The 24,488-nt window shown below is 54.5% G+C and carries 21 protein-coding genes; 13 read left to right on the plus strand and 8 right to left on the minus strand.

Translation table 11 applies throughout. From position 1 onward, the window contains the following. The first annotated feature begins 26 nt into the window (after nucleotides 1-26). From dapF to RC73_RS07315, 5 genes are all read left to right on the plus strand, one after another. A complete protein-coding gene (gene dapF / locus RC73_RS07295) occupies nucleotides 27-854 on the plus strand; it encodes a diaminopimelate epimerase (protein WP_039034028.1) in 828 nt (275 codons plus the stop codon). Beyond that, nucleotides 851-1,486: a DUF484 family protein gene (locus tag RC73_RS07300; RefSeq protein WP_025011355.1), complete on the plus strand. Its 636-nt coding sequence runs from the start codon at nucleotides 851-853 to the stop codon at nucleotides 1,484-1,486. The genes dapF and RC73_RS07300 overlap by 4 nt, the downstream gene beginning before the upstream one ends. After that, nucleotides 1,486-2,382 carry a tyrosine recombinase XerC gene (gene xerC / locus RC73_RS07305; RefSeq protein ID WP_039034029.1) on the plus strand — a complete coding sequence of 299 codons (897 nt, stop codon included), beginning with the start codon at nucleotides 1,486-1,488 and terminating at the stop codon, nucleotides 2,380-2,382. The genes RC73_RS07300 and xerC overlap by 1 nt, the downstream gene beginning before the upstream one ends. After that, complete coding sequence (locus RC73_RS07310; protein ID WP_039034030.1) at nucleotides 2,382-3,098, plus strand: HAD-IA family hydrolase; 717 nt, start codon at nucleotides 2,382-2,384, stop codon at nucleotides 3,096-3,098. Before xerC ends, RC73_RS07310 begins: the two co-directional genes overlap by 1 nt. Before the next feature lie 211 nt (nucleotides 3,099-3,309). Continuing rightward, nucleotides 3,310-3,894: a HupE/UreJ family protein gene (locus tag RC73_RS07315; RefSeq protein ID WP_039034031.1), complete on the plus strand. Its 585-nt coding sequence runs from the start codon at nucleotides 3,310-3,312 to the stop codon at nucleotides 3,892-3,894. Here RC73_RS07315 and RC73_RS07320 read toward each other — a convergent pair. From RC73_RS07320 to RC73_RS07355, 8 genes are all read right to left on the minus strand, one after another. Further along, nucleotides 3,864-4,379: an AlbA family DNA-binding domain-containing protein gene (locus RC73_RS07320; protein ID WP_039034032.1), complete on the minus strand. Its 516-nt coding sequence runs from the start codon at nucleotides 4,377-4,379 to the stop codon at nucleotides 3,864-3,866. The genes RC73_RS07315 and RC73_RS07320 overlap by 31 nt on opposite strands. A gap of 64 nt (nucleotides 4,380-4,443) precedes the next feature. Next, nucleotides 4,444-5,145: an iron-sulfur cluster repair di-iron protein gene (ric, locus tag RC73_RS07325; RefSeq protein ID WP_039034033.1), complete on the minus strand. Its 702-nt coding sequence runs from the start codon at nucleotides 5,143-5,145 to the stop codon at nucleotides 4,444-4,446. A 127-nt stretch (nucleotides 5,146-5,272) separates the two neighbouring features. Next, nucleotides 5,273-6,463 (minus strand): hypothetical protein, encoded by a 1,191-nt coding sequence (locus RC73_RS07330; RefSeq protein WP_039034034.1) that lies wholly within the window; start codon nucleotides 6,461-6,463, stop codon nucleotides 5,273-5,275. After that, the gene (locus RC73_RS07335; protein WP_039034035.1) at nucleotides 6,447-7,106 is read right to left on the minus strand and encodes an energy transducer TonB; all 660 of its coding nucleotides are present in this window, start codon (nucleotides 7,104-7,106) and stop codon (nucleotides 6,447-6,449) included. Before RC73_RS07335 ends, RC73_RS07330 begins: the two co-directional genes overlap by 17 nt. Then, on the minus strand, nucleotides 7,075-7,482 hold the full coding sequence (locus RC73_RS07340; protein WP_039034036.1) for an ExbD/TolR family protein: 408 nt from the start codon (nucleotides 7,480-7,482) through the stop codon (nucleotides 7,075-7,077). Before RC73_RS07340 ends, RC73_RS07335 begins: the two co-directional genes overlap by 32 nt. Before the next feature lie 3 nt (nucleotides 7,483-7,485). After that, the gene (locus tag RC73_RS07345) at nucleotides 7,486-7,980 is read right to left on the minus strand and encodes a MotA/TolQ/ExbB proton channel family protein (protein ID WP_052248049.1); all 495 of its coding nucleotides are present in this window, start codon (nucleotides 7,978-7,980) and stop codon (nucleotides 7,486-7,488) included. Continuing rightward, a complete protein-coding gene (locus RC73_RS07350; protein WP_039034037.1) occupies nucleotides 7,977-9,305 on the minus strand; it encodes a MotA/TolQ/ExbB proton channel family protein in 1,329 nt (442 codons plus the stop codon). Before RC73_RS07350 ends, RC73_RS07345 begins: the two co-directional genes overlap by 4 nt. Next, complete coding sequence (locus tag RC73_RS07355; RefSeq protein ID WP_143078346.1) at nucleotides 9,302-10,042, minus strand: DUF3450 domain-containing protein; 741 nt, start codon at nucleotides 10,040-10,042, stop codon at nucleotides 9,302-9,304. Before RC73_RS07355 ends, RC73_RS07350 begins: the two co-directional genes overlap by 4 nt. Before the next feature lie 204 nt (nucleotides 10,043-10,246). Here RC73_RS07355 and RC73_RS07360 point away from each other — a divergent pair, with 204 nt between their 5' ends. The 8 genes from RC73_RS07360 (at nucleotide 10,247) to cas7e (ending at nucleotide 24,478) form a co-directional block, all read left to right on the plus strand. After that, nucleotides 10,247-12,709, plus strand: a complete 2,463-nt coding sequence (locus RC73_RS07360) for a TonB-dependent receptor plug domain-containing protein (protein WP_052248050.1) — start codon at nucleotides 10,247-10,249, stop codon at nucleotides 12,707-12,709. Between the two features lie 58 nt (nucleotides 12,710-12,767). After that, a complete protein-coding gene (locus tag RC73_RS07365; RefSeq protein WP_039034039.1) occupies nucleotides 12,768-14,534 on the plus strand; it encodes an ABC transporter ATP-binding protein/permease in 1,767 nt (588 codons plus the stop codon). Between the two features lies 1 nt (nucleotide 14,535). Next, on the plus strand, nucleotides 14,536-17,385 hold the full coding sequence (locus RC73_RS07370; protein WP_052248051.1) for a M16 family metallopeptidase: 2,850 nt from the start codon (nucleotides 14,536-14,538) through the stop codon (nucleotides 17,383-17,385). 215 nt (nucleotides 17,386-17,600) lie between these two features. Then, the gene (locus tag RC73_RS07375; RefSeq protein WP_200887988.1) at nucleotides 17,601-18,437 is read left to right on the plus strand and encodes a WYL domain-containing protein; all 837 of its coding nucleotides are present in this window, start codon (nucleotides 17,601-17,603) and stop codon (nucleotides 18,435-18,437) included. Between the two features lie 116 nt (nucleotides 18,438-18,553). Then, entirely contained in the window at nucleotides 18,554-21,253 is a 2,700-nt protein-coding gene (locus RC73_RS07380) for a CRISPR-associated helicase/endonuclease Cas3 (RefSeq protein WP_039034040.1), read from the plus strand. Further along, complete coding sequence (gene casA, locus RC73_RS07385; RefSeq protein ID WP_039034041.1) at nucleotides 21,250-22,836, plus strand: type I-E CRISPR-associated protein Cse1/CasA; 1,587 nt, start codon at nucleotides 21,250-21,252, stop codon at nucleotides 22,834-22,836. The genes RC73_RS07380 and casA overlap by 4 nt, the downstream gene beginning before the upstream one ends. Next, entirely contained in the window at nucleotides 22,836-23,363 is a 528-nt protein-coding gene (casB, locus tag RC73_RS07390; protein ID WP_039034042.1) for a type I-E CRISPR-associated protein Cse2/CasB, read from the plus strand. Before casA ends, casB begins: the two co-directional genes overlap by 1 nt. 32 nt (nucleotides 23,364-23,395) lie before the next feature. Next, nucleotides 23,396-24,478: a type I-E CRISPR-associated protein Cas7/Cse4/CasC gene (cas7e, locus tag RC73_RS07395; RefSeq protein ID WP_235369976.1), complete on the plus strand. Its 1,083-nt coding sequence runs from the start codon at nucleotides 23,396-23,398 to the stop codon at nucleotides 24,476-24,478. Nucleotides 24,479-24,488 lie beyond the last annotated feature (10 nt).

Genomic DNA, 24,488 nt, shown 5'->3' on the forward strand with positions numbered 1-24,488 from the left:
GTAGGCGTTGGAACCTAGGAGTAATCTTGATCCACTTCACTAAGATGCATGGTCTGGGCAACGACTTTATGGTCGTCGATGGCGTGACTCAGAATGTGTACTTTTCGCCGGAGCAGATCCGGCGCCTGGCCGACCGCAACTTCGGTATCGGTTTCGATCAACTGCTGCTGGTCGAGCCGCCCTATGATCCGGATCTGGACTTTCATTATCGTATCTTCAATGCCGATGGCAGCGAGGTCGAACAGTGCGGCAACGGCGCCCGCTGCTTTGCCCGCTTTGTTCGCAACAAGGGCCTGACCCAGAAATACAAAATCAAGGTCAGCACTTCATCCGGCAAGATGACCCTGCGCCTGGAGCGCGATGGCAATGTCACCGTCAATATGGGCGTACCTATCTTGGATCCGGCGCGGATCCCCTTCAAGGCCAAAAAGGCCGAAAAGACCTACCTGTTGCCTACCGAAGGGCAAACCTTCCTCTGCGGTGCAGTCTCCATGGGTAACCCCCACTGCGTGCTGGAAGTCGAGGATGTGGCTGCCACGGATGTCGATGTTATCGGCGCGCAACTGACCAACCACGAACGCTTCCCCAAAGGGGTCAATGTCGGCTTTATGCAGGTGCTCAACAAGGGTCATATCAAGCTCAGGGTTTATGAGCGCGGCGCCGCTGAAACCCTGGCCTGTGGCAGTGGTGCCTGCGCGGCTGCTGTGGTGGGCCAACTGCAGGGCAAGCTGGGCAATACAGTGCGGGTCGACCTGCCCGGCGGCACTCTGACAATCAAATGGGACGGTGAGGGCAAGCCGCTGTGGATGACAGGCCCGGCCGAACAGGTATACGACGGACAGATACAGATATGACAGACGCCAAAGCTAAGCTCAATCCACCTTTTGATGAGCAGATCATTCGTGAATATCTGTTGGATAATCCGGAGTTTTTCTGCCGTCATCCCGAGCTGCTGTTGGCTATGCGTCTGCCCCACGGCGAGCGTGGCACAGTTTCTCTGGTGGAGCGGCGGCAGGAGCTGCTGCGCAGCCGGGTACAACAGTTGGAAGAGGAGATCACCGCGCTGCTTGGCATGGCCAGCCGCAATGAGAAAATCTTTCGCTTTAACACCCAGCTTTCATTGAAGCTGCTCGATTGCGAAGATATGGGCGAGCTTAGGCAAGTGTTGTGCGCCGAGCTTAAAGAAGCCTTTAACTTCAGCCATGTACGCCTGATTACCGTGCATGATATCGACTCAGAACTCTCGGCCATCTGGCGTAAGCGCCTGCAGCACGGCTATTACTTTGGTCGCTTGACCAAGGAGGAGTCCAAGCGTTTGTTCGGCTCTGAAGTCGGCTCAGTGTCACTGGCACGGCTGTCGGAGCAAAATGGCCAGGTGATCTTTGCTATCGCCAGTGCCGATGTGACTCACTTCCATCCGGAGATGGACAATATGCTGCTGGATCAGTTGCGGCAGCTGTTGGACCATCTGCTGCCCAAGCTCTGATGGCCGTTAAACAGGATTCTCCCTGGCTTGGCCGCTTCGAGCGCCATCTCAGTGCCGAGCGGCAGCTGTCTCCTTACACAGCCCGCAACTATCTGCGCGAACTGCAACGGGTTGCCGGGCTGTTGCCGCAGGATATTGATTGGGATCAGGTAACCGATCCCCAGTTGAGTGCTGTGTTGGCCAAGTTACATCGTCAGGGGCTCAGCCCGCGTTCTTTGTCTCTGTGCCTGTCGGCGGTCAAGCAGTTCTACGAATTTCTGCTGCTCGAAGAGCTGGTCAAGAGTAATCCCGCCCGGCAACTGAGCGCCCCGAAACAGAATAAGCCGCTGCCCAAGAATCTCGACGCCGACAGCATCAACCATCTGCTGGATATTGAGGTGACAGATCCCCTCAGTGCCCGTGACAAGGCGATGATGGAGCTGTGTTACTCCTCCGGGTTACGTCTGGCCGAGTTGGCTTCGCTGGATGTGCCGCAACTGGATTTCGCCCAGCAGCAAATCAGGGTGATGGGTAAAGGTGGCAAGGAACGGCTGCTGCCTGTGGGCTCGGTCGCCATTGCCGCATTGCAACAATGGCTGGATTACCGCCGGGATATTCCCTGTGAAGATCAGGCGCTGTTCGTGACCGCCAAGGGCAAGCGCTTGGCGCATCGCAGTATTCAGGCGCGCATGGCGCGCTGGGGGCGGGAGCAGGTGCTATCCGCCAGGGTGCATCCCCACAAACTCAGGCATTCCTTCGCGACCCATATGCTGGAATCCAGCGGCGACTTGCGGGCGGTGCAGGAGTTGCTGGGACACGCCAATCTGGCGACCACCCAAATATATACCAGTCTGGACTTTCAGCATCTGGCCAAGGTGTATGACGGCGCTCACCCCAGAGCCAAAAAGGACAAATGATGCAGGTGTTTCTTCGCCCCGGCGCTATTAAAGCCATCAGTTTTGATCTCGACGATACCCTCTATGATAACCGGCCCATTATCGCTGCCGCTGAAGGCACATTGCTCGAGTGGCTGGCCAAAGAATACCCCCGAAGCGGCAATTGGCAGGCCGCAGACTGGCGGGCATTGAAGCGCCAGCTGTTGCTGCAGCAAGCCGAGCTGACCCATGACACCAGTGCCGCGCGATTGGCGCTATTGCAAACCGGGCTGGAGATACTGGGATATGATAAGCACAAGGCAAAACTGGGCGCGAAAGCGGGTCTGGCCTTGTTCCTTGAGCGGCGCAGCGACTTTAGGGTGTCACAGGAAGTGCTCGCCTTACTTGCGCAATTGGCTGAGCGTTTTCGCCTGGTTGGGATCACCAATGGCAATGTGGATGCCGGCAGAATTGGTCTGGGAGAGATGTTTGAGTTTGTGCTGCATCCGGGCAATGGCATCAGACGCAAACCTTGGGGAGATATGTTCCAGCTTGCCGCCGAGCGTCTGGCCTTACCCTCTGAGGCGTTGCTGCATGTCGGTGACCACCCGCTGACTGATGTCGAAGGTGCCCGTAAGGCCGGCTGTCAGGCTGCTTGGCTCAATCCGGCTTTTGCCGCTGACAACTGCAGAGCGGCTAATACCTTACTGCCTCACATACAGTTTAGTTCCCTAAGTGAATTGACACTTTTGCTGTAGTCCATCTGTGGATCTGACAATATATTATTTATAATCAATTGGTTGTTTTTGATTGGCTAGGTCTGTATATCCAGGGTACATTCACTGAATGCAACTTATTGAAACAATTGTTTGCCATCAAGGCGCGCATTAACTTATTTCTTATCATTTTACTAACACCGGCTTGATGCTAGTGTATAATAGTTTACAGTTAGTGCCTGAGATTTAACCTATGCCATCTCGAATAATCATGCTGTTTTTGTTGCTGCTGAGCCTGCCGGTTTCAGCTCACGAGCTGCATGCGGATGGGAGTTTCTGGGATGGATTCAATCATCCCCTGTTGGGATTTGATCATCTATTGGCTATGCTCAGTGTCGGTATTTTCAGCACTCAGCTCGGGCGCAGCGCCATCTGGTCAGTGCCGTTGGCATTTCTGTTTTTTATGACTTTGAGTGCTATCACGGGGATGCTCGCTACCCCTATACCCTTCGTTGAGCCCGGCATAGCGCTGTCGGTATTGTTGCTGGGGCTGGTTATAGCCCTCAATCGAGAAATGCCTATCTCTTTTGGCATGGCTTTTGTCGGTGTTTTTGCTTTGTTTCACGGTTATGTCCACGGCGCCGAAATGCCTGAATTGGCAAGGCCTGGTATTTATGCCATGGGCTTTATACTGGGGACGGCGGCGATTCATGTCGCTGGAGTGACCATTGGCAGTTTGATAAACCCGGATGGCAAGCGCAAACGGGCGGTGCAGCTCATGGGCTCGGCTATTGCCTTGGTGGGAAGTTATTTGACCCTGGAACTCTGGCTGGCTTGAGTATTGTGTCTTTGTTTGCGTCTTAACATACGTTTTACCTGCGCCGGGCTGGCGCGCATATCAGCATCTCCAACCCTGATATAGGTGCCGCCAATCGCTTCTGTCCCCAGATAGACTGGCTGCTGGCTGTAGTCTGCTTGAGGCACCCGAAAGCGGAGCAACTGCTTACCGGCCAGTTCTATCAGCTGAATGTCGGCCGGGCCAAGAATATTGGCACTGATCTTTTGCGAATTATTGAGGATCTTCCAGGCTTCATCGATAAGGGGCCTGGGCTCGGCTATCCCTTCGATAAAAAACTCGCCCTTTTCCTCCCTGACACCGAGAATGATCTCGCCACCATTGGTATTGGCAAAGGCGCTGTAGCTTTCCCACAGCGCTTGTGGCAGTGCGCCCTTGCCGTGGCGTCCGGCGGCGAGCTTGAACTCCACTGCGGCAGACTCACGCAGATTTTCAATATCGTCCAGAATGAAACCTGTAACCGGCATGACTGACCCCTTGTTTACTGCTGTTACTGCAGTTGTAGCAAGTCAGCCGGGATTTGAACAGCCCTCAGTTCACCAGTGCCAGAGCTTTGGGAAACAAGAGGTTATTTTCCAGGTGGATGTGACGGTGCAGATCGGCTTCAAACTCGGCCAAGGTGGCATAGCATACCCGCCAGGTAGTACAGGCATGTTCAGGAGCCTGGTAGTGATTGGTCAACTGCTGCAGCTTGGCCAGAATTTGTCCCGCCTCATCATGCTCATATTCCATTGCCCGGATAGGATTGCCTATATGGCCGAAACAGGCGTTGAACTCTTGCCCCTGACTCAGGGCGCGAATGGCCGGAAACAGTATCTGTTCTTCTTTTTGCAGGTGGGGTAAGAGGTCGTCCATCAGGGCGCGGATCCAACCGGCCAAGGGCTTGATCTCTTCATAATGCTCACCGTGGGCTCGCACCATCTTCTGGGCATATTCCAGCAGCAGCGGTGCGGTATCGCGTATGTACTTGTGGTGGGTCGCTTCGATATGCTCGATAAGCTCACCAAGTGGCAATTTGGCCAAGGCATCGTCCGGTGTGCCCTCTGCGGCCAGTTGGCTCAAGGCGTGCAACACCTCGGTAGGCTCGGCGCCGGCTCGCTCGCAGGCCGATGCCAATGAACGGCCACCGCCACAGCAAAAGTCGATACCAAAACGGCTGAAAACATGGGCGTTACGGAAGTCTTCGGCGACCAGTTCGCCGACTCTGCGTTCGAGGGAGATTTGCGCTGACATAGGATGCTCTCTGTGTTATCTATTTACATGCATAATAAAAGCATCTTTAGATTTAGCCAAGCTTAGGCAAATAAAACTTGACTGTTTTGCTTGGTTAATCACATTTTGCAGCAAACCTGATAGAGCCTCAGGGGCCGTCCGTGAGGTAGTTTATTTGATTCAGCCACTGAGCCGCCGTCGTCTGGTACTCTCCCTGATTTATCGCTTTAAGCAAGGTTTTGGCTTGTTGTAACTGCCCGGCTTCGTAGTGGCTCAGGGCCAGCAACAGCTGCCAGTAGCGGTTATCTGCATCTTGCTGCCGTAGCTGTGATAACAGTTGTTGTGCCAGCGGCCATTGCCCCAGGCTGTAAGCCAATTGTGCCCGTAGCGGCAGCGATTTCTGCCCTTGGGTTTCGTTTGATTTCTGCAGCAGGCTCAGCGCCTTGTCTCTTTGACGTGACAACAGATAGGCCTGAGATAACAGCGGCTTATAGCTGGAGTGTTGTGCCAGTGCCTCGCTGTGTTGCTCCAGCAGATCTGCCGCTCGGCCGGGGGCCTGATGCAGCATCAATAACTGTGCCAGCAGTGGAATACTGCGAGTGGGCAACTGCCCGGCCTTATAGGCCGAGCTGAGGACATTGAGTGATTCCTGCTCTTGCCCCTGTTGCTGCAGGTTATGGCCCAGGCGTTCCCAATATAGTGGGCGATCCGGATAGGCGGCGATCATCTGCCTCAACAGTTGCTCTTCTTCCGGCAAACGCTGCTGCCTTTGATATAGGGACTGCAGAAAGTGTTGCCGGGTTTCGGTGACTTCCCAATCCAGTGCCAGACGCATCTGCTCAGTGGCCTTTGGCAGGTGCTGCAACTGAAATTCGGCGTAGGAGGCTAGCGAGTGCATGGTGGCAAATTCAGTGGCGCCGGGTTTGAGTTCTTGTTCTTGGTCTATGATTTCGCTCGCCAGTTGCAGCCACTGCTTACTGTATTCGAGGCTTTGGCGGTATTCGCTTTGCTGATAGTTCAACTGGGCACCCAGCTTATAGAGATCCCGTTGCTGCAATGCCGTGACGGGTAAAGCCAGCAACAGCCGGGTTTGCTGCGCGGCGCACAGATAGTCCTTGAGGTTGATGCAGGCCTGCAGATGCAGGTAGGCCGACATCTGCTGTTCGTTGTCGCTGCCTTTGGCATACTGACGCTGAAAGCTTTCAATCGCCTTGAGCGCCGCAGCAGGATCCCGCTGCAATTGAAACTGCAGTTGCTGATAACGTTGCAGTGCATTGCTCGCCAGCAGCGGCGCGCTGAACAGAATGCAGCAAAACAACAAGCTATTTTTCAAGTTCATATCTGATCACTATCCGTTGCCATTGGGTCTGTTTGGGCGCTGCGAAGCGCCACCTGAGCACGGCTCTGGAAGCCGAGCGGTAAAACACGCCGCTGGGGGTTTCATCCACCAACTTGATATCTTCCACCCGACCGTCCGGGTTGATCGCCAAATCCAGAGTCACCTGTCCTTCAATGCCCCGCTGTTTGGCCTGCAGCGGGTATTCTGGCGGCATTTGAAACACCACCTGCGCCATGGCTATACTGGCCTGCATGGTACTGCCGGGAGCGCTGCCGCTTTGACTGAAATTCAGCGTCGGTGGTTGGATTTGCTGAATATCATCCGGCGTCGGCCACAGGGGATCCGGCACAGGAATACCTGTGTTGGCGTCTAGCGCGCTGAGATCCAGTGTCATGGGCGGAGGCGGTGGCGAGGAAGTCAGCGGCGCAGCGCTGAGACGAACCTCAGGCAAGGGCTCTTGCGGTTTGCTATCCTGCCGCTCGGGAAAGTAGACTCCGCCCAATGTAACCTGTTTAACCGGCGCCGCGCCCTGTCCCAGCGTCAGGGCATAGATCAGGCTGGCCAATGCCAGATTGATCAGTATGGCACTGGTGAAAATCAGTCCTGTTTGGTTAGCTGGGGTCTTGGGTTGCGACGGCCACATTATTGACTCCTGCGATGCGTACTTTGTCGACCACTTCGATGAGCTTGCCGCTGGTGACATGCTTATCCACTTCGATAATGGCCGAACTCTGCTCTGAACTTGCCAGCGTGTGTTTCAGCCTGGCAGGCAGTTCAACCGCCTTGACGGCTTGCTGCTCCAGCCAGATCACATTGTGTTTGTCTATGCTGATTAAGATGGCGCGCTTATCCTGATTGTCTTGCACCTGAGCCGTGGGACGTTCCAGTTCCAGCGACTGGTTCTTCTGAAATGACGCCGATAAGATAAAGAAGATCAACAGGATAAATACCACGTCGATCAAGGGAGTGAGATCGACATTGGCTTCTGTACCTTGATCATCTGTGTGTTTGAATTGCATCTTTTACTCCGAAAGTGTCCGGCGCAGCTCCGCCAGCAACCGCTGATTGCTCTGCTTGAGCTGATAGGCCAGATAGAGCCCGGACAAGGAGGTCACCAAGCCTGCCAGTGTGGTCAGCAGTGCCGAGCTGATCCCGGATGACAGCTGTTTTTGGACATCGAGTTGCCCAAGTTCGGCAAAACTGCTGATCATCCCATCGACAGTGCCCAAGAGCCCCAGCAGCGGCAGTATCTTTATCAGTGAATCTATCCAGTCGAGTCCGCCGCTTAGACTCAGGGCGGCGCGGCTGAGAAAAGCTTGTTGCAACTGCGCCTTTTGCCAGAGGCCATAATGCGCAAGCCTGACGCTCAGCTGATTTGCATCATCCCGCCAGCGGGGGCTCAGGCGGCGAATACGGCTAAAGCCCTTCAGCAGCAGATACCACATCAGACAAGAGAGCAGCAGTATCAGCCAAACGATGACGCCGGCCTGCAGCACAAAATCATAGAAGGCGCTCATTGCCCGGGGTTACCTGTGCCACCAAAGCGCTGCAATATCACCAGAGCGGCCGTTTCCTGCTCAAGTATCTGGGTCAGTTGCCGACTCTGGCTCTTGACTGCGCAGTGCAGCAACAGCAGCGGAATGGCTGTCATCAGTCCCAGTTGGGTGGTCAGCAGCGCCTCGGCAATACCACCCGAGAGCAGTTCAGTATTATTGCTGCCGAAACGGGTGATCACATCGAAAGTTTCAATCATGCCGCCAACCGTGCCCAGAAGCCCCAGCAGCGGCGGGATCCCCGCCAATACCGCCAGGGTGCCAGTACCACGGGTCAGGCGGGGGACTTCGCTGAGTACGGCGGCGTTGAGCCGCGCTTCGAGTTGCTCCTCGGGGCAGTCGGTTGCCGCCAACATCACCCGGCCGAGGGCATTGTCACTCTTGACTTGCTGGCTGGCCTGCTGTTGGGTCAGCCGCCGTTTTTCGCGGCGCAGTATCCACAGGCGGTTCAGGGCTATGCCTGAGGCTATCAGGGCTATCAGACCGATAAAGATGCCGACTATCCCTGCCGGTTTGAGCTTGTCGAACCAGCCGTTAGCGTTTGCCGCCTGTTGCAGCAACTTGCCAAATGAGGGGTCGAGCCAGACACTCCCCTGGGTGGTCGATAGCTTTGGCTGCTCTGCCAGCAGTTGCCAGCTTTGCTGCGCCGGCAAGTAGCGTACCCAGCCTTTGTCGCTGAGGGCATTGAAAGGCCCATATTCGGTGACATTCAATAGCACTGGGGTGCCATCGGCATTGAGGCCTTCGCTGCTTTGCACTATGGGTTTGGCTGCCAATACGCTTTGTTCTGTCAATGCGGTCCAAAGCGCCTGCAGTCGCTGCAGGCCAAGTTGGTCAGTGGGTATCTCGGCAAGGCCGCTGCTGTCGTGGCGCCAGAGGCTGTGGGGTGCCACTGTGGTGAGCAGCAACTGCTCATGTTCCTGGATGGCGCGAAACACCCCGTCGAGACTGGCTTTCTCGGCGTTGAGCTGCGCCTGTTTGTCCTTAAGGCTTTGCTGCAGTGCCAGCAGTTGGTCTTCAAGTTCCAGGTTATTTGCCTGAGTCCGGGTGAGTTGCTGTTGCAGTTTCTTATGGTTGCTGCGCACCTGCTCCAGGCTCTGACGGCTTTGGTTCTCTTGCCGCTCGGCGGCCACTTGTTCCTGGCGACTGCCACTGCGAACCTGTTCCAACACCTGTTGCAGACTTTCGGCCTGGCAGGGGAGGGACAATGAGAGCGACAACAGCGATAGCGACCACAGTAATGCGGGACGCATCATGCTCTGGCGAGTGAGGGAAGACAAAAAGCTCATGATGCCTCCACTATCAGAGGCAGTTGCAGCAGTGTCGGTATGCCATCTCCGGAGGCGACTCGGATGGCCGCGGCGACATTGCCAAGCTGCTCAGGCGCCAGCGCCTGCCAATTATCTCCCTGCCAGCGGCCACCGGCCTTGCCATCCAGGGTGAGGAAAAAGTACCCCAGGCGCCCGGCGCGCAGAAAATTCACCAGCCGACCGTCGCCGAGTTTGCCCTGCCAGCTTTCCACACTGTAGCCATAGCTGAGCTCAACCTGGTAGGCATCCAACAGCCGGGTCAGTTTCTCGCCCTGGTTCAATTCGGCGCTTTGCAGCAGGAGTTGCAAGTTATCGAGACGCTGCTGCCGTTCTTGCTGCTGAAATGGCAGATCGGCCCGCACCAGTTGCGTAAGTGAAAGCAGCATTTCGTCCATCATCGGGGCCAGCTGCATCCGGGTCTGGCGCAGTTGCCGACGCTGCTCGCCTAGCTCCTCCAGAGCAGAGTGCAGTTGCCCTATCTGCTGCTGTAATTGCTTTTGGTAATGGCTGGCCAGTTGGATTTCATGCTTGAGTTGGCGGTTTTCCTGGATCAGGGATTGCTGCTCATCATCGAGTTTCTCTATGACTTGCTGGGCGTGTTGGCTGGCCTTTAATCCCTGACGGTCGGCCTTGTGGATCTCGTTGAGGTCACTTGGCGTGGCCGTTACCTGTAATACCCAGGCGGCCAAGACAGATACTGCTGTTTTAGTAAACATCTGAATGAAAATATTTTTTGTCTGGAATGCTGTGGTTTTGCGCACATCATCACCAGAATGTTGACATGATTTGAGACATTATCAGCAAATAGTAATGATAACAATTGTCATTTGTATTTGATCAAGTTATTTTGGCCAACCTCACACTTTAGTGGTGCGGGTTCAACTCCGGCATCGCTGTTTTTAACAATAAAGGGATTGAGGATGAAGAAACACGCGGCTGCAGTCTGTGGTCTGGCATTAGTGCCGGTAGCTCAGGCGCAACAGGTTGATGTGGCTGATCAACAGGAGATAATCGTCAGAGAGCAGGCCGACAATGGCCTGACTCAACATGAAACCCTGACCCGGGAAGATATTAAAAAACGCCCAACAGGTGACGGTAACCTGACCGACTTGCTCAGGTCTAATCCAGCGGTGCAGTTTTCCAACAGCGCCAACAGCAGTTTGAATCAAGGGGAGATCAAACCCGCCGACATTTCCATTCACGGCAGTAATGCCTACCAAAATGCTTTCCTGCTCGATGGCATGAGCATCAATAACGATCTGGATCCGGTCGATGGCAGCGTGGTCACCAATGCCCGCCTGTCCAGCGATGAGCAGGGCCTGTATGTCGACAGCCGCCTGATAGACAGCGTGACCCTCTATGATGCCAATATTCCGGTGGAATTCGGTGGTTTTACCGGCGGGGTAGTGGATGCTACAACCCGCAGTTGGCAAGGGGAAACTGCCGCCAGTGTTTATTTCCGCCAAACGGATGCCAGTTGGAACAAGGTGCATATAGATGACAAATTGCAGTTCGACTCGGCTAATAATGATCTGTCACAACCGGCCAGATTCCAGACGGATTACAGCAAGCGCAACTATGGCCTGAGCTTTGAAACCGGCATTACCGACGATTTGGGTTTTGTGGCTTCGGTTTCCCGGCGTGAGTCGAAAATCCCCATGATGAATGTACCTGCTACCGCAGTGGGACTGGATGCCAACGGTGAGCTGGTGGCCTTCAAGACAGGCGGCGGCCTCAAGCATCAACGGCGCACCTCAGACAATCTGTTCAGCAAGTTTTCCTGGTACGCTTCACCACGCACCACGGCGCATCTGTCGCTGGCCTATTCGGCCTATGAAGCGGACATGTTCTTCAACGGGGTGGCCAATTCAGACTACCGCGATGAACACAAGGGCTACAGTTCTACCCTGGAGATAGAGCACGGCTTTGACGCTTCGACACTGGAGTTGTCGCTCAACTATAACCGCATGACAGACAAGCGTGCCGGCGAGCAGACTTACTGGGTGCAATTGATGGACTGGCAGAGCAATCGCTCCTACTCCTCCGGAGGCCCGGGCGATCTGGACTCTACCCAGGAAACCAGTACCGCCAAGTTGAAGTGGAAATGGGATCCCCTCAAATGGGCCGGTATGAGCCACACCTTTACCCTGGGGGGCGAAGCCAGTTACACCGACGCCGAGTTCAACCGGGACAAGACTTACTACCGCAACAACTACGACGGCAGCCTGGAGATGATGGGCTGGTCACAACTGCGTCTCGATGCCTTCCTTGAAGGCCGATACAAGAGCACTCATAGCCAGTACGCCCTCTATGTTGAAGATGTGATCAACTGGGGCGATTTTAGCTTCAGGCCTGGTCTAAGGCTGGATCACGACGGCTTTGTCAATCGCAATAACCTGGCTCCGAGACTCAGCAGCAGCTGGAATCTGTTTGGCGACGGCAACACCCTGCTGACCGCCGGGGCCAACCGTTACTATGGGCGCTCCATGTTGACTTACGCCCTCTACAGCGGCCAAAACGGTGGCCTGGTACATTGCTACTTTGACTGTAAACCCAACTCTGCCGACAACGACTGGATGCCGACCCGGGACTATGAGGGGATGGAAGATCTGCAAACGCCCTATAACGACGAGTTTACCGCCGGTGTTCAACAGATTTGGGACAACAGCATCTGGAAGCTGAATTATGTGCACCGTAACGGCCGCGATGAAGTGCGCAGCCGTTACAAGTATCCCGGCACTGATGATTATGAACAGCGCGCCATTCGAACCTTCGACAACAGCGGCAGCACCAGTCATGACAGCGTGATCTTCACCCTGATGAATCGGGAAACCCTTCAATTCTTGGGCGCGAACCACCAGGCCAAGTTCTCGGTCGCTTGGCAGGAAACCAAGAGCAACACCCCAAAAGATCAGGGTTACAGCTATTTCGAATCCGGTCTCAATGTGGATGCCGACAAGGTTTGGTATGACGGCAAGGTCATTGCTGCGGCCGATTTACCGGCCACAGATTTCAATGCGCCCTGGAAGATAGATCTGGAACTGACCCACGAGTTCGATGACTACGGCCTCACCTGGTATAACCTGCTGCATTGGACCTCCAGCCGTGAGCAGGCCAGTCGCGATCAGAATGGTTATTTCCGCGATCCCGAGACCGGCAAGGATCTGGTCAAGTACAGCAAAGTGGATTTTGCCTCGACCTTCCGTTGGGATACCAAGCTGCAATGGCAGCCCGAATTTGCCAAAGGCGCTTCAGTGTCGGTAGAGATCTATAACCTGCTCAACCGTAAAAATGCCAACGACTCCTTTGTTCACCAGGATCAACTCTATTTCAACTATGAACCGGGGCGTCAGTTCTGGTTGCAGTTGAACTACGAATACTAAGCTGACCCTTCGGCGGGCGGCCCAGCGGCCGCCCGTTGCTATTGATGGATTTTCCGATATGAAACATCTGGCCATGTTCTGGCATTTGATAAAACCCTTTTGGTGTAATCGGCAACGGCTGCCGGCGTTGGCATTACTGCTGGTGGTGTTGACCTTAAGCCTCTCCTCGGTGTGGTTCAGCGTACAGCTCAACCAGTGGAACGGCGACTTCTTCAACGCGCTGCAGCAGTTGGATGGCAGCCTGATTTACCCCCTGTTGCAGCAGTTTATGCTGATCATAGTCGCCTTGGTGCTGGTGTTGGTGTACGCCGACTACCTGAAGAAAAAATTGATCATTCAGTGGCGTGAATGGATGACCCGGGATCTCTGTAGCCGTTGGCTGTCGCCGGATAGTCGCCATTACCGAATCCAGCTTGGGCAGCAGGAGCCTGACAACCCGGATCAACGCATCGCCGAGGATGTTTTCCTGCTGGTGGAGACTTCGCTGGATCTGCTGTTATCCTTCCTGCGTTCTGTACTCACCATAGGCTCCTTTGTGGTGATCCTCTGGACGCTGTCCGGCGAGATCAGCATTCCCTTGGGGTCAGCTGAGCTGACCATACCTGGCTACATGGTGTGGGTCTGCCTGCTCTACACCCTGATAGGCACCCTGATCACCCACAAGGTGGGTAGGCCATTGCACCGGCTTAACTTTCAGCAGCAAAAGCGCGAGGCGGATTTCCGTATCGCTCTGGTGCAGCGTCGTAACCATAGTGAGGCCATTGCCGGTCAGCGAGGTGAGGACTGCGAGCAGCAGGCATTGGCGCAAAGCTTTTCCCGGGTAGCCGGTAACTGGTATGCCTTGATGTCCAAGGAGCGTAATCTGGCCTTCTTCACAACAGGGTACAGCCAGGTCACCATGCTAGCGCCGATATTCTTTGCTCTGCCCAAGTTTCTTGCCGGGGCAATTCAGCTCGGCGGTTTAATGCAGATAAAGATGGCTTTCACCCAGGTGGCCAGTGCCCTCAGCTGGTTTATCTACGCCTATAAAGACCTGGCGCGCTGGAGCGCTACGGTCGAGCGTCTGAGTCATTTTGAAGCCAGTCTGTTTGCCGATACGCCGCGGCCCGAGGCGGCAGTCGCCGCCAAGCCCTCAGTTGCAACCGATAGTGTCCCAGATAAAAGAGTCAATGTGCTTGAACCTCAGGCAGTGCCGCTGTTGCAGGCCAGTCTGGATCTCTTGTTGCCGGATGGTCGGCCGCTGCTGCAAAGACTGCGCCTTTCACTCACACCGGGAAAGCTGCTGGTACTGCACGGCCGCTCCGGTATCGGGAAAACCAGTTTACTGCGAACCCTGGCAGGCTTCTGGGATGGCTATTGCGGGAAACTGGCAACTCGGGTCAGCCCCTGCTGGATATCCCAGCGCCTTTATCTGCCGGAGGGTTCACTCAAATCGCTCATCTGTTATCCGGCTGCCACTCAGAAGTTTAGCGACGAACGTTGCTGCCGAGTGTTGCAGCAGGTGGGGTTAGGGGAGCTGCAGGACACGCTCGAACACACAGATAACTGGCTGCAGCGGCTATCGGGCGGCGAGCAGCAAAGAGTGATGTTTGCCCGGTTGCTGCTCAACGCCCCTGAGCTGATCCTGCTGGATGAAACCACCTCGGCGCTGGACATAGCCGCCGCCACTTCGCTGCTGCAACTCTTGCGCGCCGAGTTGCCCAAGGCTTGCATAGTGTTGGTTAGCCATCAATTGCCACTGCATCAGCTGGCCGATGAGATTATTTCCCTGGAGCAGGATGAACAATGTCAACCTGCCAACATTACCCGCCTGAGGGAGGCCTGAAATGAAACCCTTGATAGTATGTTTGCTGGCCGGTTTGCTGCTGGCTTGCCAAAGCACTACTGAGCCGAAACCACAGTCACAACAACAGTCGACGTCACTGCAACCACTCGCCGAGGGCAGCTTGCCACTGAGGCCGGATCTGCAAACTTATACCTTGGAAAACGGTTTGCAGGTGATGCTGCTGCCCAGGAAAGATCCGCGGCAAAATGTGGAACTCAGGCTGCTGGTCAAGGCCGGCTCGCTGCAGGAAACCGACGCCCAGCAGGGCTTGGCCCATTTCGTTGAACACATGGCGTTCAAGGGCACAGAGGCGTTTGCAGATCAGCAAAGCTTTAAACAGCTGGAGCAGCAGGGGATCAGCCTTGGCAGCCATGTCAATGCGGTCACCAGCTTTGCTTCCACCGTCTATAAGTTGTCTTTACCCGCCGCCGATGAGCAGCAAGTGGTGTTGGGATTGAAAATCTTATCCCAATGGGGCCATAAGTTGACGTTCGATCCCCAGGCGTTTGAGCGCGAGCGGGAAGTAATCATCGAAGAGTGGCGTCTGCGTCAGGGGCTAGGGCAGAGGATCAATAGCGCCCTGGAGCAACTGCGTTATCAAGGCAGTGAACTGGCCGAGCGTAATCCTATAGGTCTACCCGAGGTGATCCGCACTGCGCCTGTGACCCTGGCCAAGCAGTATTATCAGGACTGGTATCAGCCGCAAAATATGGTGCTGATGATGGCCGGTGAATTCGATGTCGAAGAGGCTCAGCAGCATATTAAGCATTTCTTCGGGCCTATGGCGAAGGGCGACAGTAAAGTCGCCGCCGACTGGGGCCGTTTCGATTCCTCTGCTGCCGAGGTGCAACTGCAAACTGTGTTGGATCCCGAGCAATCGCAGCGTTTCATCCAACTCATGCTGCAACAGCCCCTGCCCGCGCCGCTCAATAGCGTCAACGGCCAATGGCGGGATCTGCTCGATAGGCTCTGGCTGGCGGTACTGAATCGTCGTCTCGGCCTGATGGTGGATGAACAGCTGTTTGCCAAGGCGCAGCTCGGCGATCAGAGCGCGGTACTGTCGCCCTCGCGAATTCAGCATCTGGCGATTCTGCACCCGCTCGATGCCGACTATGGCACCGCGTTGCAGCGCTTTGCCACCGAGCTTAAACGTTTGGCGAGCCAGGGGGTGAGCCAAGCTGAGCTGGATGCCGTTAAGGCGCCCTTGTTGGCGCGCTTGCAACAGCAGGCGCTGAGCGAGTCGCGCTATGACAGCGGTTATCTGCTCGAGCAACTGACTAATGCCGTCAGCTTTCAAATGCCTATGCTGAACAAGCAGCAAGAGTGGCAGATGACCCAGACCTTCCTCACAGAGGTTACGCCCGAGCATCTGCAGGCGGCGGTACAGTCTTTGCTGCAACAGGCCGAAGTCAAAATTGCTCTCATAGGGCCGGACACAGACGCCGAAAAGCTCAATAAAAATAGCCTACTGACCGCCTGGCAACAGGGGCTGACGAGCACGCCAGGCGCCTTTGCGCTCAAACCTAGGCAACTGACACTGGACTTAACGCCGCCTGCGTTGAACAAGGTCGTGGATAGAGTATCACTGCCGGCGCTTGGCGCCTTGCCCAAGGTGCGCAGCGAGCGCTGGCAACTGGCCAATGGCCTGACCTTGCTGCTGCACAGCGATCCTATGCTGACCGATAATATTCAGCTGGATCTGCGCCTTCCCGGTGGCCGTTCTCTGGAAAACCACAACACCAAGGGCTATGTCAGCCAAGCGCTTTACCTGCCATCCTCCTGCGGTATCGGCGAGTATTCGGGCCGGGATCTGCTGGCCTTGCAGAAGCAATACGGCATCAGTATCACCCCCTATGCCGAGCTGCTGCATCATGGCCTGCGTGGTCAGGCATCCGCCGATACCCTGGCGCCGCTGCTCAAATTATTTGCCCTGCGTTTGACTCAGCCCAAGTATTGCCAGGAGGCTTTGAGCAGGCAGCTTCAGGCTATTCAGCAACAGCGGAATCATGTGCCCGCCGAGCGGCGCTTTATGGATGCCATCACACAAGCCGCCTTTGAGAACGGAGAGCTGCTCTTGATGCAGGGCAATGACCCTGCATCCGAGCTGGCAAGGCTTGAGCAATTAGATAGGCAACTGCTGGGTGACCCGGGCGTCATGGTGCTGAGCATCAGCGGCAATCTGCCGCTCAAGCAATTGGGCAAGCAGGCCAACCTCTGGCTCGGTCATCTTGCCAAACAGGATGGCAAAACGGTGCAGAGCTGGACTGACCGCAATATTCGCCCCAGGGCCGAGTCCATGGAGCGCCATTATCCCTGGAGCAGTAGCCCGAAAACCATGGTGCAGATCCAATACAGCCAGGATGCGAAGTGGAGTGCGGCAAATAGCATGGCGATGCAACTGATAGAGCAGGTGCTGAACCAAAGGCTGCGGCAGAAACTGCGCACCGAGGCTTCCGGTGTCTATGTGATCCAGATGTCGCAGCTGTTGGCGCGTGACCCGGCAGCTTATTATCTGGGACGGCTCAACTTCACCGCGGCGCCTGAGCGGGCCGAGGCGCTGGCCGCAGACGCCGATGCTGTAGTGCAGCATCTGGTGCGCGAAGGCATGAGTGTGGCCGAGTTCAAACAGGCCAGGCAAACCCTGGCCGTGTTGCAGCGTCAACAGCGCCAAAGCGCCGCCTTTTGGAGCGCTGCTCTGGCACAGACCATGGCCGATGAAGGGCGACTTCAGGAGCTGGCTGAGACGGATAACACGCTGAATAAGCTGACGCTGGAGCAGACCAATCAACTGCTGCAACAACTTTTGGGACAGCAGAAGAAGGTCTTTATGCTGGAGCCGGCAGAGGTTTAATACCCAAGAGCCGAGGTATCTAACAAGACGGCCATTCGGCCGTCTTCTTTTACTAAACAATATGTTGAGGGCATTTATCAGAGTGATTTTTACCGAATTATATATTGTATGAGCTGTGTCGAATATTTCGCCATCAGACCTACTCGTTGACATGGGGCTATGGCAGACTGAATTTATGTTCTGGTGACGACAGCTAAATGTCCATGGAGGGGAAGGTGAGCAATTGTAAGTTGCCGATAGAGCGATTTGCTTTTCTCGAGATGTTGGCCTTTTGGAAAGGGAGAGTCCGCAATAAAGATATCGAACACCAATTTGCCATTACCCGTCAGCAAGCCCACAAAGATTTGGCCAAATACCGGGAATTGCACCCCGGCGCCCTGATAAAGCTTGATAAGGCCTGCTTCGGGTTTGCGGAGCACGCTAGTCTTAGCTACTCATCTGCTTCCCTGGATGATTTTTTTCTCTGGTACGAGACAGGTTACTTTGCTCAGCCCCGCCCCTTGAATGGCTCCTGTGCCACCCGAATGGCATTGCCGGAGCGCAACACTTGCCGCCATGTTCTCGCCGGTTTGATTAATGCCATCGAGCAAAACCTCAGGCTTGAGGTGGAATATGTCTCTCTGTCCAATCCCGAAGATGAAAGCCGAATTTTTACCCCTCATACCTTAGTCAAGGCCGGCAGCCGCTACCATGTTCGGGGCTACTGCGAAAAGTCAGCGGCTTTTCGCGATCTTGTTCTGAGCCGTTTTCGGGGAATTCCTGCGGTGGAGGGCATCGCCCATCAAACTGTAAAAGATGACTCGGCCTGGCAGACCATGCTGGCGGTAATTCTGGCTCCGGATCCCCGCCTGACAGCCCAGCAACAACAGGTGCTGGCCAAAGATTATCAGATGGAAGGGGGACAACTCATTATTCAGTGCCGGGCAGCCTTGGTGGATTACCTGCTCAGGGAAATGCAGGTCAATACCAAGTATCTGGATGGCACTCCAGAGGCTCAGCAGTTGGTGCTGGTAAACCGAAATGACATCAAGCAGTGGTTATTTAATAGCTAGGACCGGCATGGTTTGAGCCAAGGTAAACTCAGTTAACCTGTAAGAATTTACAGGATTGTCAGTGTGTTGGGTTTGGTCAAAGCTAAGCCCAAGAGTAGGGAACGGACACGAATGGCATGACAGAATACTATTACCGTTATTGGGGCAAGGCACAAAAAGGTGTCGATCGCTCCGGAGATGAGTACCATTTGTTGGCTTATCACGCCTTGGATGTAGCCGCTTGTGGTTGGTGCCTGATGTCTGAAAAATATGACTTTGGCAAACGCCTCGCAAAGCAGTTGCAAATATCTCAGCAACAGTTACAACGCTTGTTTGCTTTTTTACTTAGTATTCATGATCTCGGTAAATTCGCCCGGGCTTTTCAAAACCTGGTTCCCCATCTGTCTGAACAGTTAACCGAGTCGCTATTCGATTATCAGTATACAGAGCGGCATGATTCCTTGGGCTTTTGGTTGGTCAAGGGGGCTGATGATGTTATTGAGGCATTTGCCAATCAAGCCGAACTCCCGGCGCGAAAAGTAGCTATTAGTACTACATTCAGCTGTTGGTTGCAGATAGTGATGGGTCACCATGGACAGCCACCGAAAGCGCGGCCTAAATCACTGCCGCAGTTTTTTTGCACAAGTGATATTGCCGCCGCCGTTAGTTTTGTAAAAGAGATGCTGGCCTTTTGGCTTACTCAGGACGAGGTCGGGCTGCTGTTTGATAAGGAATTGCGCGCTCAGTTGCAGCAGTGTTCCTGGCAGTTGGCGGGACTGGCCGTTTTGGCAGACTGGCAGGGTTCAAATCAGCATTTCTTTCCTTATCAAAGTCGTGTTATCTCCCTGAGTGACTATTACCAACAGGCTCAAAAACAGGCTGCCGAAGCAATAGCGCAGGCGCAGTTAGCGCCCCTGGCTGCCAATCCATTCAATTCGATTCAGCAACTGTTCCCCTTTATTCAAACCCCGACTCCCTTGCAGCAATATGCTGTCGACCAAGCGCTCAGTGATTCCCCGCAGCTGTTCATCCTGGAAGATGTCACCGGTGCCGGTAAGACAGAAGCTGCGCTCACCTTGGTACACAGAATGTTGACCCAAGGTTTGGCATCTGGCTTGTATGTTGGTTTACCGACTATGGCGACAGCCAATGCCATGTATCAAAGGTTGGCGGCTTGTTATCAGGCATTGTTTAATCCCGATAGTCGCCCTTCGCTGGTGCTGTCCCATGGGGCCCGTCACCTATCGAGCCTGTTTCGTCAATCGGTTATGTTACCGGAACAGCCCAAGGATCTCAGTTATCAAAATCAGGAACTCTCGGCATCGGCCTATTGCAACCAGTGGTTGGCCGATAGCCGCAAGAAGGCCTTGTTGGCCAATGTTGGGGTGGGCACGCTGGACCAAGCATTGATGAGTGTCTTACCCGCCCGTCATCAATCACTGCGTTTACTGGGGCTGTCCGGCAAGGTGTTGTTGGTGGATGAAGTCCATGCTTACGATGCCTATATGCAAACCTTGCTGGCAAGACTCCTAAAACTGCATGCCAGCCAGGGGGGCAGCGCAATCTTGTTATCGGCAACCTTGCCCCAGGCGATGAAAACCACCTTGCTCAAGGCTTATGCCGAAGGTTTGGCGCAACCGTCTCTGGAGTTAACGTGCAGTGACTATCCTCTTGCGACCCAGTTTCCAGCCGTTTCCTGCCATGAATACCCCTTGGCTACTCGTGCCCAAGTGTGCCGCACCGTGAATGTCTCCAGGTTGGCAGATGATCAGCAGGCATTGACACTGATAAAACAAAGTTGTGCCAGGCAAGAGTGTGTCTGCTGGGTGCGTAATACCGTAGATGAAGCCCGCGCGGCCTATGAAATGTTGCACAACTGCGGCTTTGACGCGGAACGGCTGACTCTATTTCATAGTCGCTTTGCCATGGTGGACAGGCAAAGGATTGAACAGCAAGTACTCGCCGCCTTTGGCAAGGAAAGCAATGCGGCGACTCGTGCCGGACGAGTGCTAATCGCCACTCAGGTGGTTGAGCAGAGCCTGGATCTGGATTTTGATCTGATGATATCCGACCTGGCTCCAATCGATTTAATGCTGCAGCGAGCCGGGCGCTTACATCGGCATCGTCGCCTTGCCAATGGCGACCCCATTACAGATGCCTCTGCTGATCGGCGTGGTACACCTTGCCTCTACGTGGTCAGCCCGGAACCGACTCTGGATGCCGAAGCGGATTGGCTGCCCAAGCGCAGCGGCAGTCGCGCCGTATACCAAGATTTGGCTTTGTTGTGGCGTTCTGCTTATTTGCTGTTTGGCAAACCGGCTTATCGCATGCCTGAAGATGCCCGTGACTTGATTGAGACCGCCTATGACATGGATACCCCTCTCGATGCTCCAGAAGCCTTACTCGACAGTAGTTATCAAGCCTTGGGGGAGCATAAGGCTGCCATCAGCATTGCCAATGCCAACTTGTTGAACATAGAGCAAGGGTACAGTCAGTCGAGTAACGAGACAGGTTGGGGGGAAGAGCTCAATGTGCCCACCCGCCTCAGCGATAAGACCCTATCAGTGGTATTAGTGGGCAAAGATGAACAGGGCCAATGGCAACCGTATGCTCAAGAGCATGAATTTGCTTGGGATCTTAGTCAATTAACCCTGAGAGAAAAGCAATGGGTCGAAGCCGATGCGGCCCTCTCGGCCGATATTAAGGCGCAACTGCAAGCCCTGCAGGCCGCAACCCCTGCCTTGAAGTGGCATCAGTTGTTCCCGCTGGCTCAGCAGTGGCAAACATTTTATTCCGCCAAGCTGGGCTGGGTGGGGCAAAAAGGAGAAGCTATATGAATCTAATCAATGACGCCTGGATCCCGGCGATTCGGGCCGATGGCTCAACCTGCCAAATAGCACCTTGGCAGCTAGCCGAAACGGACAATCCCGTGGTGGAACTCGCCGCAGTGCGGCCAGATTTCCAAGGCGCACTCTATCAATTCTTGATTGGCTTGCTGCAGACAGTGGTGGCCCCGCAAGATGCGGAAGACTGGAGTGATAGGTACGAAGGTGCGCCGGATGCTGAGCAGTTAAAGGCTCGTTTTAGTCAGCTGGCGCCGGCGTTTGAGCTTTTCAGTGAAACCGCTCAAGCGGCCTTCTTGCAGGACTTGGGTCTGGCAGAAGGCGAAGCGAAGGAGATTGCCGGGCTGTTAATCGAGGCTCCGGGCGGTAAAACCATTAAAGACAATCTCGACTTCTTTGTTAAAGGCGGCCTAATCAAGCAGCTTTGTCCTGCCTGTGCGGCCCAGGCATTGTTTACCCTGCAAACCAATGCCCCTTCCGGCGGGGTTGGCCATAGGGTTGGGTTGCGGGGCGGCGGGCCATTGACCACGCTGCTGCGTCCGGTTGGGCCATCGAGTCTGTGGCAAAAGCTATGGTTGAATGTGCTGGATACTTCAACCGGGTTTAAGCCGCCGCTTGAGCCGTTATCCGCCGATATTTTCCCTTGGTTGGGGCCAACCCGGCTTTCGGACAAGGGCGGCACGGCGACTTTTCCGCAGGACGTACACGCCTTGCAAATGTATTGGGGCATGCCGCGTCGTATTCGCCTGCGATCAACCGAGATGGCCTGCCAGTGCGATCTTTGTGGCCAGAATAGCCAGATTGGTGTCACTCAGTTTATCACCCGTAACTATGGGGTGAACTATGATGGGGCTTGGATGCATCCATTGACGCCCTATCGAGTCGACCCCAAGAAGGAAAAAATCCCCTTGTCATTAAAGGGGCAAAAAGGGGGCCTGGGTTATCGCCACTGGCTGGGGCTGACGCTGGCCGACAGCGACAACGGCGACCAGGCAGCCAAAGTGGTGCAGGACTTCTATGAACACAAAACCTATGCCCTGAGTAGCAAGCAGCAACTGCAGCTGTGGTGCTTTGGCTATGATATGGACAACATGAAAGCCCGCTGTTGGTACGAACAGACGATGCCGGTATTGCAGTTGGCGAGCGAGCACACCACTCAGGTGCAGGAGTTGGTGCAATACCTGGTCAATGCTGCCCGCGAATCTGCCAAGCTGTTACGTCATCATGTTAAGCAAGCCTGGTATCGGCGTCCCCAGGATGTATCCGGTGACATTAGCTTTATCGATGCCGAGTTTTATCACAGCACATCCGCTCACTTTTACAACTTGTTGAATGATTGCCTCGTTGCGGTTCAGGGGCAAAGTTTTCAACGCTCCGAGATTTTTCATGTCTGGCATCAACAGCTGCAGCGCACGCTGGCAAGGGTGTTTGAGCAATTTACCTTAAATGCCACCCCGGAAGATCTCGACCTGAAACGGGTTATGCAGGCGAGGGCATCCCTCTTTAAAAGTTTTAATACCAATAAGCAAATTAAAGTCATTAAACCGAGCAAATCCACAACCAAGGAGGCCGTCTGATGAGCGAAAACTATGGGTTGCAGGAACATGGGTTACAAGGAGCGGATGGCACGGCGCTTAGGCGCTGGCATACCTCTCTCGATGAACAACGTGGCATGCGGGCGCAATTGCGCCGAGTCGATAAACCGGAAGAAGTGCTGATGACAGAGGCTTTCGCCCACTTTTTGCAATGGGTGCCGGCCTCCTGGCGCACTGAGCAACAGCTGATGGCGAGTGCTCTGGTTGCTGCCATTCTGCCCTGGGTTAAAACAGATGACCTTGGCCGCAGTTTTGCCAGCCAACTGAAAGGCCACGAAGAACGCCCGCTTATGAGTGAAATGCGCTTCAAACAGTTGCTGAAAAGCCGTACTACCGAGGAGTTTTATCGGCGCTTGCTGCGCGCTGTTCGTCTGCTCGATGGCAAGGTGAATTTATTGTCGCTGACAGCGGATATTTTGCAGTGGTATCGGGAGTTTTATCAGGGGCCTGAACTTAACCCGGTTAATCGTCTGGCCGTTAAATGGGCGCGGGATTATTACGCCGCTTAACCTTCAATTTTATGGTGAATTTTAAGGAAAAAATGATGAGTCGTTTTATTCAGGTACACATGTTGACCAGCTATCCACCCGCTAACTTAAATCGTGATGACCAAGGCAGACCCAAGACCGCCAAAATGGGTGGGGTCGAGCGTTTACGAGTGTCGTCCCAGAGTTTGAAGCGCCACTGGCGCACTTCAGAGTTATTCCAGAGTGCCCTGGCGGGGCATCTTGGGGTTCGCACCAAAATGCTGGGCGCCAAGGTTTTTGATAAGTTGCTGGCTGCTGGCGTGAAAGAAAAAAGTGCTATCGAATGGAGCTGCGCCATTGCCGAAGTGTTTGGCAAATTGAAAAAGGCCAATAAAGACAAGCCATTGATAGAACTCGAAATTGAACAGCTGGTGCACGTCAGCGGTGACGAATTGGCAGCGATAGATGCTTTAGTGGAAACTTTGATTGCCGAACAACGTGCACCGCTCAAGGAAGAACTGGCATTGCTGCGTCATAATACCAGCGCCGTGGATATCGCTATGTTTGGCCGCATGTTGGCGTCTAAACCCGAGTTTAATATTGAAGCCGCTTGTCAGGTGGCCCATGCCTTAAGCGTTCACCCTGTGGTGATTGAAGATGATTACTTCACCGCGGTGGACGACCTCAACGATGGCCGCGAAGATTCGGGGTCATCCCATATAGGTGAAACCGGTTTTGCTGCTGGATTGTTTTACAGCTATATCTGCATTAATCGTGAACAGCTGGCCGACAACCTTGGCGGTGATGCTGCGCTTGCTGATAAGGCTGTGGCAGCATTGATAGAAGCTGCCGTAAAAGTGGCTCCTTCCGGTAAACAAAACAGCTTTGCCCAGCAGAGCTATGCCAGCTATGTGTTAACTGAAATCGGTGAGCAGCAGCCGAGATCTTTAGCCAGTGCCTTTCTTAAGCCCATAGATATAAGGGGGTGGAAAGATGCTGACTATCTCGAAGAGGCCACTTCACGCATTAAAGCCCAATATCAACTGTTTGACAAAGCCTATGGAGCCTGTGCCGCCAAGCGCTACGAGCTGAATGTGAATGACGAACAGGGCACATTCGCCGAGTTGCTCGCATTTGTTGCCGGGGCAGATAAGTAACGGAGGCGGC

Source organism: Shewanella sp. ECSMB14102 (assembly GCF_000813075.1).
Taxonomy (GTDB): domain Bacteria; phylum Pseudomonadota; class Gammaproteobacteria; order Enterobacterales; family Shewanellaceae; genus Shewanella; species Shewanella indica.